9 protein-coding genes are annotated in these 13,001 nt (G+C 54.0%); 1 reads left to right on the forward strand and 8 read right to left on the reverse strand.

Features of this window, described 5'->3' with window-relative positions:
* Positions 1 to 129: 129 nt before the first annotated feature.
* From METAL_RS13390 to METAL_RS13430, 8 genes are all read right to left on the reverse strand, one after another.
* Entirely contained in the window at positions 130 to 753 is a 624-nt protein-coding gene (locus METAL_RS13390) for a hypothetical protein (RefSeq protein ID WP_169740937.1), read from the reverse strand.
* 341 nt (positions 754 to 1,094) lie between these two features.
* The gene (gene csb2, locus METAL_RS13395; RefSeq protein ID WP_005373090.1) at positions 1,095 to 2,603 is read right to left on the reverse strand and encodes a type I-G CRISPR-associated protein Csb2; all 1,509 of its coding nucleotides are present in this window, start codon (positions 2,601 to 2,603) and stop codon (positions 1,095 to 1,097) included.
* A gap of 3 nt (positions 2,604 to 2,606) precedes the next feature.
* Positions 2,607 to 3,608, reverse strand: coding sequence for a type I-G CRISPR-associated RAMP protein Csb1/Cas7g (cas7g, locus tag METAL_RS13400; RefSeq protein ID WP_005373091.1), 1,002 nt, complete (start codon positions 3,606 to 3,608; stop codon positions 2,607 to 2,609).
* A 122-nt stretch (positions 3,609 to 3,730) separates the two neighbouring features.
* Positions 3,731 to 5,938 carry a type I-G CRISPR-associated protein Cas8g1/Csx17 gene (cas8g1, locus tag METAL_RS13405; RefSeq protein WP_051040388.1) on the reverse strand — a complete coding sequence of 736 codons (2,208 nt, stop codon included), beginning with the start codon at positions 5,936 to 5,938 and terminating at the stop codon, positions 3,731 to 3,733.
* Positions 5,928 to 8,294, reverse strand: coding sequence for a CRISPR-associated helicase/endonuclease Cas3 (locus tag METAL_RS13410; RefSeq protein ID WP_031429482.1), 2,367 nt, complete (start codon positions 8,292 to 8,294; stop codon positions 5,928 to 5,930). The genes cas8g1 and METAL_RS13410 overlap by 11 nt, the downstream gene beginning before the upstream one ends.
* 800 nt (positions 8,295 to 9,094) lie before the next feature.
* Positions 9,095 to 9,481 carry an HTH domain-containing protein gene (locus tag METAL_RS13415; RefSeq protein WP_005373094.1) on the reverse strand — a complete coding sequence of 129 codons (387 nt, stop codon included), beginning with the start codon at positions 9,479 to 9,481 and terminating at the stop codon, positions 9,095 to 9,097.
* Between the two features lie 659 nt (positions 9,482 to 10,140).
* Positions 10,141 to 10,907 (reverse strand): IS5 family transposase gene (locus METAL_RS22185; RefSeq protein WP_157203341.1). Its coding sequence is split into 2 segments (ribosomal slippage): positions 10,141 to 10,532 and positions 10,532 to 10,907, totalling 768 coding nucleotides; the frame shifts between segments, so codons are not numbered across the junction.
* Between the two features lie 97 nt (positions 10,908 to 11,004).
* On the reverse strand, positions 11,005 to 11,625 hold the full coding sequence (locus METAL_RS13430; protein WP_005373095.1) for a TetR/AcrR family transcriptional regulator: 621 nt from the start codon (positions 11,623 to 11,625) through the stop codon (positions 11,005 to 11,007).
* A 117-nt stretch (positions 11,626 to 11,742) separates the two neighbouring features.
* On the opposite strand from METAL_RS13430, the gene METAL_RS13435 reads away from it, so the two are divergent.
* Entirely contained in the window at positions 11,743 to 12,999 is a 1,257-nt protein-coding gene (locus METAL_RS13435) for an efflux RND transporter periplasmic adaptor subunit (protein ID WP_005373096.1), read from the forward strand.
* The last annotated feature ends 2 nt before the right edge of the window (positions 13,000 to 13,001 follow it).

The following is a 13,001-nucleotide window of genomic DNA, read 5'->3' on the forward strand; positions in this document are numbered from 1 at the left end:
CGTAGGAATAATAAACTCATTAATATTTTGCTTTGCCAAACTTGTTCAGAACCGTCATGCCCGTCTGGAAGCGCGTATCCAGGGCCAAGAATAACAAGTTTCACAGCAGTAAAACACGGTTTCTTTCCTTCATTTATTTTGAGACATCCATAAATAGCCCTGCAGCCAAAGCGTACCTTCCATGTCGGCGCCCACTACCGGCGCCTCATCGCCTTGCCAGGCGCGGCGCGTGATGACGATATCAAGATTAACGTCTTCGGTTTCGTAATCGGATAAACGCAATACGGTCACCCGCACCAGCCAACCGTCCTGCCCCAAAAAATCCGCAAACGGTTTGACGCTTTTGACCAAACCACGAAAGCTGTAGTCATCGTTATCCCAATCCGCTATCGGCAGCAAAGACGCCATGTCTTCCAAGCAAAAAACCGTTGGCGGCTCGGCAGGCTCGCCATCGTCGTGATCGCCGGTGAGTAGCGTGCTCCAAGCGAGAACGTCGGGATTCGGCGAATAAGGCAGTTTCATCAATCGCGCGGATCGAGCCGAATAGGCCAAGCCGGTCAGAATAAAGTCGTAATGTCCACCCTGCCGGTACCACAGCCGATTGGTAAGAAAATGCGCATCGAAGAAGGTAATTTCCGCTTTTCCCAAGCCTGCCGTAATTTGAGCTTCGACACCGCTCTCCCAAACATTGACATGATTCAACGTCAGCGTGTGCTGAATGCCCTCCGACCAGAAAGGGTAAAGACTGGCCATTTCCGTGGTTTTGTTATCGGCATTGATGCGGCAAGTCAAAATAACTCCCCGCCGTTGCATGGACCAAACCAGATGAAATCCCTAAATGCACCATTACCGTGCTGAAAGTGGCAAGATAACGCGCGCCCGGACCGCGTTGCCGAGATTCGTAAAACGCCACATGCTCCAAATGTTCGGTTCGCGCCTGCGGGTGAAAATAGTCATTCACTTCAGCAAGGACCGGGCTTCCCGATCGACTTCATCGGCGGGTACGCGTACGGTTTCCCCTTGATCGAGTTCATCGGCACGACGCGCAGCCTCTTGAAACCCAAGCTGTTCAACCTCGGTTTGTCCACACATAATTACTCCAATGGCTCAAACAAACCCAAACCAAAATGATTTCCAAATCCCAATGCCAAAACGCCGGATACCGGTTTGCTGAATCTCAGTTGCCATAATGACCCATGCGTATCGGGCTGAACCAGTCCACGCTTGCGTCGAAAACGATGGAAGTCGATCGGGCGCAAGCAGCGGCCTTCCAAAGAGACCTCATCGATCGATTGCAGCCAATCCAATTCAGGCAATCCCCTTTCCCGGCATTCCCTGCGAATTTGTGCTTCGATACCAAAGCTTTTCTTACGATGCCAAGGATGCAGATAGGGCGTAACCGATTGCCAAACGGCAGCGTCCTTAAGTAACGGCACTTGTTCGCCGAAGATAGACCTTTCACCGATATGCTCCAGCAACAGCCGCCATTCCTGTCCATCGCGGTTTTTTATTTTGGTCAGATTTTCCAATATACGGCGAGTGTCCGCATCAAAACTACCGGGAATATGAACAATAGCGTGAGCGATTTGCCCTTCTCGATTCGGATCAGGGATAAAAAAAGCATGTTGGTGGCAATTGCCCGCCGATAGGCCGTGACCGGACAACAAGGCGGGAATCGAATTCTCGCCCAGCAGATGCTTGGCTTGGCCCATTGCCGCACGGCGCAGCCATTCACCGAATCGGACCGCGTCTTCGATTCGCGGCAAAGGCTTGCCATAGACAGCATAGCGCACCGTATCGGCAAACAAAATCTGACGCGCACGCGGTCGGCTTGCGGCATTCGGGCGTAATGACTCGATTGGACGCTGATATAATAATTTTTGCGCGGCGGGTGGCGCGCTCCAACCGGCAGCTTGCAGGTCAGCCGTATCAAGTCCCAACGCGTCCAGCCAATTTTCCGGCAAGGTACTTTCGATCGGCTTGCGCTCCTTGGCTTTGAGGGTTCGCGCCGCAAGCCCTTGCAAAAAGTGCGCACGAAAGGCCGCATAGCCGTCTTGAGACAGGGGACAATAGAGCAATACCGGCTCGCCCAAAATTTCCCCGGTTTCGGTATCGACGGACGATTCACCCGGACGGCAATTCAGCTCTCCGTTCCAATCAGCAAGACGCTTGGCTTCGACCCAAGATTCCGCTCGCCCCAAATAACCCAACGCTTCGAGCAGGGAATCGAGCAATTCGGTTTGCTCATCATCCAGTTCCAGATTCGGCCAGCGAACGATCACTTCCTGATCGGCGTCGATTCTTGCGAAAGCATCGAAAATCAACGTGCTTTTTTGCCGGACCGGCATATAGTGCCGGGTATGGGCATGGACCGCTGCGGTCAGACGGTAATGCGGCGCTTCGCTGGCAAGTGCCGATAGAAGTCGTTCCAGAAGCTCTTTTGGATAACGTTGCGGATCGATTTTTCGATGCCAGACCGCGAGCAGCGCCCGGCAAATCCGCCAGCCATCGGGGGGCCAGGCGACATCGGCTTCGTTGACGTGCCGCCCCCAGGGCGTAGCATGATAACGCCCGCCGGGAAAAGATAGCGATAGGGTCAGCATGGGTTATTCCTCGGCTTCCGCGCTGTCTTCGGCTTTTTTCTTTTTCTCGGCGCCCTTCTCCCAGCGCACCACAGTGACGCGCGGTTCGGCGAAACGATTCTCTTGCGCGACTTTTTCTATCAGGCTTGGCAAAACGGTTTCCAATTCCGCACGCTCGGGGAATCGCCAGGACTGCGGCCGGGTCAGCGTCAATTGACGCACTTCCAGATCGCAAGCGGTCCGGAGCCGTAAGCCTTCGTCGAGAAAACGGCGGATTTTGTAGAGCGCAAGACCGGTCAGCAGTTGTTCGACGCTCTGTCCCAATCCAAAACCGCGAATCTGTGCCAAGTCGATATTGAAATAAGCGGTAATCTTGGGCGCGGTATAATCATCGCGGGAATAAGGAACATTGCCAAATCCTTTGGCGGTATCGCCGGATGGATTGACATGATCGTTTTTTACGCCGCCGCTTTGCGCCAAATTGACGTCTTCGGCTTCGATAAATGCCGACAACACGCGCGGCAAACGCAATCGTCCGCCGGCCAACTGGCTTTTTGCCAAAAAGATGCCGTGCAGCAGGGCATTGCTGTCATACTTCAACACGACCGCCGCGAGTTTGCGAATATCAACCGGACCTTCGTCCATATCGGCCAGCTCTTTTTTCAGCATGTCGAATACCGAAGTATCTTTGCCTTCCAGAATGTAGGGCGAATTGAGCCGATGCGCTTCCAGGACGGTATTGGTCAGCGGCTTGCCCTGCTTATCGACGACTTTGACCAGCGGCAGGTTTTTCAACGGATCGATCCAGTCGTCCGCAACGCTATTCCAGCATACGGTTTCGAGTCGGTTCGCCATGCTTTGCGCGGATTCGACCAAGAGTAAGCGCTTGCCGTTGGGTCCGTCATAAACGGCCGCGCCCAAATCCGGGAATCCCGTCGGTTGAAAACGCGCGCCTTGCAGCGGTTGTAAATCGGCTTCGATCAGTAAACGTGGGGCGGTTTGTAAGGCGGAAAAATCGATGCTCATTTTTTACATTCCTCTTGTTGATAAATTTAATTGTCTTTAAACGTAGGGTGGATAAGCGAAGCGCATCCACCATGATGGCTTGTTGTGGTGGATGCGCTTCGCTTATCCACCCTACAAAATCTTTATTTTCTGGCAATGCTTCGAAACAGGTGGTCAAGTTCGCCGAAAGCGACAGGCATTGCCAACGCAGCCAATAGCCGTTCGCCGTCAATGCCGATCGGCATCGGTGGTTTATTGGGGAAACCCGGCAGCGAAATACCGGATTGCCGCAGTTTGTTCCAGCCCAACGCAACGGCGCGTCCGGTATGTCCGGCGGCAAGCCAAGCAAGCAATTCAGGCGGCTGCGGCAATTTGATATTTTTATCGTTCGGTAGGAATTCGAGTTTGCGCAGCACTTCGTCTTCGACAAAAAATGGTTTTAAAACCGCATAGGCGGCAGGTAGTATGGATTGTTCCCGATAACCCGCTCTATCGCCCAAATGACGAGGAAAGTCGTCGACCTTGATCAAAGCCAAGCCTTGCGCCAGATCGCCGATACGTCCATCGTCGGTGCTTTGCGCAAGAAACGCGGCAATATCGCCGCTGCCTGCCCCGAAACGAAAAGCGAACGGTTTGTCCTGGCTTTGCATGCGTTCCGCCGCCAATAATCGGGACCGTAGCAAAACCACCATGTTACGTTCGAAAGGGCCTTCTCCCCACACGGCTAACCGAGATTCGGTATCCCAAACCCATTTGCCGCCTTTTTCCATGCCGGTCTTCGAGAAGTGCAGACGCATCGGCAGGTTTTTCGCGTAGATGTTCGCGAGTGCACAAGCCAGCCGAAACTCCGCCGAGCCGTCATCGGCTTTCAACACCCAATCGGATTTGAGCGCGGAAAGCGGTGTTTTAACCGCCTCCCTGCCTTTTGCACTCAGACTCAATGCGCGCTGGAGTTGCCCCAGCAGGATTAAAACATCCTGGACGGCTCTCGGGGCGCTATGTTGAACAAGCTCGAACAAATCGCTTTCCAATTGCCGCGTCAATGAAACGAGGCGTCCGGGCGCTTCGGTTTTTCTGGCTAAAGCGCGCAGATTTTCGAGGAAGCGGTTTTTATCGAGGTCATGAATTAAGTCGGCGGCAGGGTTGCGTTGTGTTTTGAGGCGACCGAACGGCGTTGCAAGGTAAGCTTTGCCTGAGCGCATTACAAAGCCGTAGCGCTGAAACTCGCCGATGCCGCGATCGACGCCCAAACCGGCGACTGCACGGGCAAACTCCAGGCCGTCTCTGGCCGGACGACGACCCAGCGTAGCGCGGCCCTCCTGGAACAAAATTTTCAATTCTGCCAGCGTTGCGGCATTGCGCCAGAGCGGAAGCCAGATTTCGGCGCGGGCATTCGCTTCATCGGTTTGACTGCTGGCTCCGGAGCCGCCGCCGGTATTGTGCACCGTAAACGGATAGCTCAAGGCGCCGCTCCGATCCTGCTGCAGTCTGCGCGTTATAGTGGCAGCAAACAGCAATGCGCCTTCCACCATCAAGATAAAATCCCAGGTGTTAAACAAGGAACCGGATTCGAAACCTGCCGTACCATTGGGTCCACCAGCACCGCCCGGAAAGAATTGACCGATTGCTGCGTTTGTCGTCAACGACGCGGTTGCTTCCGCAAACAGCGCTCCGTCAAGCCATTGTCCAGCACCTGCGTCGGCTTTTCCGCTTTCGAGATCAAACAATTGCCGAAGGCGCTGCATGAAGTTATTGGTAAAGTCGAGATTGCCGTCGTTACCGCCTGTTCCCAGCAGCGGCGGAAAAAATGTTTTATCCTGACCGATTAATAACGCCGCATCCATCCAGGTGAGAAAGTCATCCGGAAACGCGTTTCGAATGATTTGCAGCAAGCGATTTTTATCCTCGTTTTTTGGCGCTTCCTGAAATTCGCAGTATTCCAGCGCCTGCCTGCACAGCTTTATCATTTGGCGGTGAACCGAGAAACGTTGCGCTTTACCGTTCAGCATCGCATCGATCGTACGAGTCGCTTCGGTTGGCTGATTGCGAACGCCTGTTTTTAATTTTTTACCGGTTGCCGGGTCTTTTTCTTTGGTTTTGCCTTCCTGATAGAAAAAACCGCTGCCGCCGTTCCAAGGCGCAACGATTGGCGTCGGCCGATATTCTTCAAGAAAAAACCCGAGCAACTCGTCCTTGTTTAGCTTGGTTCTCAACACAAAACACTCGTTGTGCCAATAGCCCGCTGCATCCGGGTCTTTTTGCTCCGAAACCAGACGCAGAACGCCCAGCGCTTTCAGATAATGCGCCAGCGGGACCGGCGTGCAGCCGTTCAAATAAATCTCATTGGCCATTGTGCTCGTTCCCCCCATTTTGTTCTTGCTCCGAAGCGTGCCAGTCGGCGATGCGCACAAGCGTTTCGTACCAAGCCAATAAAAACGGTCCGTGCTCCTGCAACAACTTTTGCGTGCGGTGCGTCCAGGACGGCCCCATCTCGCCGATGCCCAATTCCATCACGTCAAGCCTCAGCGCCGTTTGAGGCAGCATCTTGCCGCCAATGCGCACCGGCGGTAAAACGTCGCCTTCGTAAATACCGCGCGCATAGCGTTTGCCGCTCGGCGCTTCCGGCTCGTCCGGCATGGCGCGCAGGCTCATGCGCACCTTGCCGTGATGAGCGGCGATCAAATAGGCGATCAGGTTATGCATGGGCGATTTTTCGCCGTGAACCATCCAAGCCAACATGGAAGCCAGTTCGTGGCGAAAATAGCGGCGCTTGTGCCGAGCAGTCGCAGCCGATTTGGCCCAAAGCCGCAGTTGTTGCGGATCGTCTTCATTCCAAATGCTTTTCAGCGTTTCCTGAAAAATGGGATGCGCCTTGCCAGCGTCGTGCCAAAACGCGGCGGTCACGATCGCTTCGGCCTTGTCCTGCGGCAATTGCAGCACCGCAAACAACTGTTTGACGGCCGCCGCGACATGACAAAGATGATCTTCCAATAAAATAGGAATCGTTTTGATGCTGTCCGGATCTTTTTGATAGACCTGATTGCTGGCTTCCCGATGCGGCAGTACTTCTACTACCGGTTTATGAGCGGCGACGAAACCGAGTTCATTGTCGTAGCCACCGTCCTGCGCGCGCAACAGTAGGGTTTGCCCAGGAAAGACATTGTTCGGGCCGACGCGTTTCCACGATCCTTCCACCGTATCCCAAGCGAACGCGGCGATGTCTTTGTTTTTTAGATGGCTTTTGATTTGGCTGATCGATACCGGACAAAGCTCGGCGCGGTCCGGCTGCGACTGTTCGGGGCGCATGCCGTCGAAATCCCGCCAATAGACAAACAGCGGCGGCGTGCCGCTATCGCGGATATAGCCGGAAATGTCGGTATCAAAACCGGTCAAGTCGGCATCGGTATTGAACAGGTCGAGAAAGTCCTTGCGCCGCAAGACATCCGTTGCCGGCTGCTTTCCGGTCGTTTTCGGCAATGCCTCCAATCGAGCATTGGTCAGATTTTGCAGCGTTCCGCGCGCCGCCTTCATGTCTGGATAGTCGTAAGGCGGAGCGGATGCTTCGTCGTCGATATTCAGCCAGTAGATATTCGCTTCAGCATATTCGCCGTAGCGGTTGCAACGCCCGAACCGCTGTACCAGAGAAGACCATGACGCCAATTCGGTAAACAGGTTTTTTGCGGAAATGTCGACGCCCGCTTCAATCGCCTGGGTCGCCACGATAATGCGGCCAAACGGCGGAGGCGTATGCTGGATCGCCTGATTCAGCGCTTTGCGTTCATTGGCACGAAAGCGGGCATGCACCAGTAACAACTCCGCATCCGGTTTGCGTTTTTTCAGCAGCCTTAATAACTCCTGCGTACGTTCGACGCGGTTGAGAATCACCAGCGTGTTGGTACCCGGCTCATGCACGGACAAGATTTGCGCCGCCAAATCAGACAGGTATTTTTCACCATTGCCTTTTTTACTTTCCGCATTCAGCAGGGCATTTCCGGCTTGCAGCGTTTTTGAAGCCGAAAGGCGTCTTCCGGCCAAACGCAGATCGTCTTCGTCAAGCCGAAGCGCGGTGGCGTTTTCGAGATGCGGCGCAAAATCGACGGTTTTGAACCAGTCGGTGTTCAACGTGGCGGACAACCACAGACTGCGGGCACCGCCGTGGACGTTGAATTCGCGGCGGAACGCTTCCAATTGCGCGGAGGTGCGAAGGCCGGCACCCATCAATTGCACTTCGTCGAAAACCCATAGCGCATCGTTATGCAACAGCGCAAAATGCACCGGCCATTGGTATCGGCTCATGCCATAGCCACGCATCAATGCGCGAGATAACAGCATGTCCTGGGTGCCGATCAAAACGGCGTTCCGGTCGGGTTGCAAGGTCCAGGATTGCAAGTCCTCCTCGCCTCCCATCAACAGATGAACCGGGATTTCCGCGGCTTCTCCGCCCAGTCTATGCAGCCAATGATGAATGTTGGCTTCGGTTTGTTCCGCCAAAACCCGCATCGGTAAACAATAAACCAAACGCCGGGGCGTTTCCGGGTCATGCGTTATGATTCGTTTATAAAGCCAGGCGAGCACGACTGCCGCCGTTTTGCCCAGGCCGGTCGGAATTTCGAGAAATTCCGGCCAAGTCTGGCTTGCCAAGCGTCGCTGGTAAGGATACGCTGCTTCGAGTTCTGTCGCTTTTTTGAAAAAATCACTATAGTCCATCATTATTGCCCAAAGTCTCTTTGTCTTTCGTCAATTTTGCCGCTTTCTTGTAGCTTTCTTGTAGGGTGGATAAGCGTAGCGCATCCACCATCGGATGCCTCAAATGGTGGATGCGCTGCGCTTATCCACCCTACGCATACCGTCCTAACTATGGGTTTTATTTTTTATCACACCTAGTGTCTCAATCCATGAGCGTTTGGCTGTATCTAAACAAAAAATTTGATGAAGAGGCCGTGGCATTGGTAAATGCCACGGAAATTTGCATTAAGGCATTGTAATAAAAACTATTATGCCAATTCTTCAATGAGGCCAACGGGCATAGGGCTTAATAACCATTGGAATTTTGCCAATCATATAAAAAGTGTCTATTTACAGATTTTTATCCGTGCACAATGGGGACAATGAAACTCTGATTCATTTTTGCCTTGTAACATGATTTTTGGCGGATACGTGCAGAGGCAAAGGGGATAACCCACTTCTTGGGCTTTTTTAGCTGTTTCCAAGGCGTTGTATCCTCCTATTATTTGCCTCCATAGCGTCAAACAGCCAGAAACTAAACGAAACTCACGAAAAATGTCACTTAGATTGTTTATCACTTGCTTGTCTCATTTGCATAAGCCGAGATAAGTCTATACGGCTATACGGCTATACGGCTATACGGCTATACGGCTATACGGCTATACGGCTATACGGCTATACGGCTATACGGCTATACGGCTATACGGCTATACGGCTATACGGCTATACGGCTATACGGCTATCGTGCAATTTTATTTTAAAACTATTATACCAATAAAGTTTTAAGTTCTCGGATATATTTCCCGCATCTTCTCCACCTGTCTCATCACCGCTTCAACCAGAAAATCCGGTTCCTTCACCTCCACATCCGCCCCATATTTCCGGGTCAAAAGATGCTGGCAGATCAACAGGCCGTGCAGTTCGTCGGCGCTGAACCACAGTCCGGGCAGTTCGTAGGGATGCTCGCCGTCGCGGCGGTTATAAAAATAACCGTTGCGTTTTTTGTCGTATTCGACCGGCGCGCCGAGATAGTCTTCCATTTCTTCCAGCGCCCTTGCCACCGTGGCGCGGGAGCATTGCAGTTCCTGCTTCAACGCTTTCATCGAAATCGGCGTGCGGCGGCTCGCGAAAAGATTGTGCAATTTGAAGATCCGGTCGAAGCGATCCATATTTTTACCCTTTGAACTCGATGGTCATGGCGCGTTCTTCATGGCGAAAGTAAGAAAACCCGCAACGGCATCGTGCGCCGCGGCAGCTTGAGACTTTGAAGCAAAGACAGTTTACTAGAATCGGTCCTCTGCGTATATTAACTGCGGAAGATGAAACAAGCTAGAGCGCAAACAAGTAGTTCAGGGATTCCGGAGGTTGGGCAATGCCGTAAAGGATTGGGTCGATATTAACTTGCTGGTATGGGTGGTAGACCTGCCAGGTTTTAAAAACCTGGCAGGTCTTGGACCAATACCGTTAAGTTAAGGCCACAACGTCATTCCGGCAGTGATTGCCGGACGACTGCAGGGATGCAGGAGGCACGAGCCCAAGGAAGGGCGAGGTAGATCGCGTCAGGAACACGCGATCGAGGGCAACGCAGGGAGCAGTTGCCGAATCCAGAAGCCAAGGATGGCAGCTCTAAAATACATCCCTATATTCTGGATCTCGGCAATCCCTGCCGAGATGACGGCTTAACTTAACGGCATGGGGTCTTGGACCAGGAAGTTATTTGGAACCAAATCCTAAGTTTAAGAGATAAAGTAAGAGATAAAGATAGCTGTAGGCTTCAGGCCTTCAAACGATAGCGCGATTGCCTTGGTTTGATGCCTAGATAGTGTCGTCATAAGATAGCTGTCCACAGGGCGATGCACCGGATCTGCACAGCGGCCAGGAACGATGCGGTGTTCTTGGCATAGCGTGTGGCAATACCTCGCCAGCGCTTGAGGTGCAAGAACGCGTTTTCTACTAAATGCCGCAGTTTGTACAGGTCGCGATCGTAGTCGCGGGGTTGTTTTCGATTGCGGCGTGGCGGAATGACCACCGTCATCTGATTTGCTTCGGCTTGGGCTACGATAGCATCGCTATCGTAGCCTTTGTCCGCCAATAAGTACTGAGCATCCACGCCTTCGATCAAGGCTGAAGCCTGCGAACAATCTGCTGTGGTACCTGCTGTAATAAGGATTCTGACCGGCATACCATGCGCATCCACGGCCAGATGTATCTTACTGTTGAGCCCCCTTTTGTGACCGCCATGCCCTGATTGCCGCCTTGCGCGCCGGTCGCATGCGGATGGACTTTGATGTGGCTGGCATCAATCATCAACCATTCATAGTCGGGTTCGGTGACCAACTGTTCCAACAGGGCTTCCCAGACGCCGTGATCTCGCCAACGGCAAAACCGGCGATGGGTGTTCTTCCAATCGCCATAGTCAGGTGGCAGGTCGCGCCATGGCGCACCGGTACGCAAAATCCAGAAGACCGCATTGATAAACAAGCGGTTGTCTCGCGCTTTTCCGCCCCAGGCCCCGGCACGGCCGGGCAGATGGGGTTCCAGTAAGCTCCAAACCGTATCGGAAATGTCATGGCGGCGGTGGGCAGGTTGGGACATGGCTCTTTAATCTCATCAGCAACGACAATCTCCGTATTATACCTGACAAAGACTTATCTTGTGACGACACTATCTAGGGCCTGGGCCGCCTTGCTTCTCATTTTTTCTCCGCCGCGCAGCCGTAAAGAAATAAGCGGACGGCCTGTTGCGCCCAGGCTTCGATTTCCGCTTCCGTCGGCGTGTTTTCCAGTCCAAGCTGCAGTTTCTGGAAACGTTCGCTACGCAGGCAACTCAGGAATTGGTCCGCCAAAACATGGGGATCGACGGGAATAATCCGTCCCGCGGCCCGCTGCCGGGCAAAATATTGCGCCAAATGTTCGAGCGTGCGCTTTGGCCCCTGCTCGTAAAACTGCGTGGCAAGATCCGGAAAACGCGGCGATTCGCCGATCAGGATCGAGCGCATGCGCACGACATCGGGCCGGGTGATACGGAACAGAAATTCTTTGGCAAAAGCGGCAAGCGCGATTTCCGGCTGTCCCTGCAGGGACAGCGTGCCGACGAACTGGTCGCTGCAACGCCTGATCAGCGCGCCGAACAGGCCGGCTTTGCTGCCGAACTGGCTGTAGATCGTCCGCAAAGACACCCGCGCGTCTTTGGCGATCGCTTCCATGCTGAGATTTCCGTAGCCGTGTTCCAGAAATAGCGTCAACGCCGTATCCAGCACCCGGTCGCGGCTTAAAAGTTCGCTGCCTTTGGCAGGACGTCCGCATTTGATCATGAAGTGTCGCCCATAAAATCATCTTTGACGAGAGATTATAAAGAAATAATCGTAATTCGAAATAAATGGTAATATATATTACCGTTTTTAAATCCATTTCATCACGGGCAAAAAAGGATGATAAAGAATACTCGCAGGCCAATCGTTATCCAGCGCAACAGCCTTTCCTGGGAATTGTCCACTGTCCTACCCGAAGGCACTCTTTTCTTGGACCGCTTTCGCATCCGTCTGGGGCATCTGGCCGGATTGGCCGCAATGGCCGCCCTCGTTGCGGCCGGCGGCTGCAAAGATGCCGAGGCGCCCGGCGCCCAGCCGCCCCAAGGCCCTCCGCCCAACGTAAAAATCGCCCAACCCGTGAGCCGCGCCGTGACCGAATGGGACGAATACACCGGCCGGCTCGAAGCGGTGGAAGCGGTCGAAGTACGCGCCCGGGTCAGCGGCTATCTGGACAAGGTCAACTTCAAGGACGGCGAGAAAGTCCGGAAAGGCGACCTGCTGTTCGTGATCGATCCCCGTCCCTTCAAGGCCCAGCTCGACTATGCGAAAGCGGAACTGGAGCGGGTCAAGTCCCGGAAGGAGCTGGCGCAAAACGATCTGGACCGGGCCGAACGGCTGTTCAAGGTCAAGGCGATCTCCAAGGAAGAATACGACGCCCGCCAGAAAGGCTTGCGCGAGGCATCGGCAGTGGTCGCCTCCGCCGCCGCCAATGTCGAAACCGCGCGCCTGAATCTCGAATACACCCAGATCCGCGCACCGATCGACGGCCGCATCAGCAGAGAACTGATCACGGTCGGCAACCTGGTCAAGACGGATGACACGCTGCTGACCACGATCGTATCGACCAACCCGGTCTATGTCTATGTCGATGCGGACGAACGCGCGGTACTGAAATACCGCCGGCAAAAAAACGGAGGTACGGCGGCCGCCATCGACGGCACCCCGGTGGAATTGGCGCTGGCCGATGAAAACGACTTTCCGCACCGGGGCGTGCTCGATTACATCGCGCCCCGCGAAGATACGGCCACCGGCACGATTACGCTGCGCGGCGTCTTTCCCAACGATGACGACTTTCTGAGACCCGGCTTTTTCGCAAGGTTGCGGGTGCGCCTCGGCGAACCCTATCCCGCCCTGCTGATTCCGGATCAGGCGATCGGCACCGACCAGGCCAACCGTTTCGTCTGGGCCGTCAAGCCCAATAACGAGGTGGAATACCGCACGGTCGAGCTGGGCGCGCATATCGGGCAGTCGTATGTGATCCGGAAAGGGCTGAAACCGGACGAGTGGATCGTGATCGAAGGATTGCAAAAAATCCGCCCCGGCATCACGGTCAACCCCGAACGCATTAACCTCGCCGAAACCCAACCCGGACAATAGAC

Origin of the sequence: Methylomicrobium album BG8 (assembly GCF_000214275.2) — a bacterium.
In the GTDB taxonomy this organism is placed as follows: Bacteria; Pseudomonadota; Gammaproteobacteria; order Methylococcales; family Methylomonadaceae; genus Methylomicrobium; species Methylomicrobium agile.

Coding starts and splice junctions, on each gene's coding strand:
- METAL_RS13390 (WP_169740937.1), bottom strand. CDS start 753: ATGGCCAGTCTTTACCCTTTCTGGTCGGAGGGCATTCAGCACACGCTG.
- csb2 (WP_005373090.1), bottom strand. CDS start 2,603: ATGCTGACCCTATCGCTATCTTTTCCCGGCGGGCGTTATCATGCTACG.
- cas7g (WP_005373091.1), bottom strand. CDS start 3,608: ATGAGCATCGATTTTTCCGCCTTACAAACCGCCCCACGTTTACTGATC.
- cas8g1 (WP_051040388.1), bottom strand. CDS start 5,938: ATGGCCAATGAGATTTATTTGAACGGCTGCACGCCGGTCCCGCTGGCG.
- METAL_RS13410 (WP_031429482.1), bottom strand. CDS start 8,294: ATGGACTATAGTGATTTTTTCAAAAAAGCGACAGAACTCGAAGCAGCG.
- METAL_RS13415 (WP_005373094.1), bottom strand. CDS start 9,481: ATGGATCGCTTCGACCGGATCTTCAAATTGCACAATCTTTTCGCGAGC.
- METAL_RS13430 (WP_005373095.1), bottom strand. CDS start 11,625: ATGATCAAATGCGGACGTCCTGCCAAAGGCAGCGAACTTTTAAGCCGC.
- METAL_RS13435 (WP_005373096.1), top strand. CDS start 11,743: ATGATAAAGAATACTCGCAGGCCAATCGTTATCCAGCGCAACAGCCTT.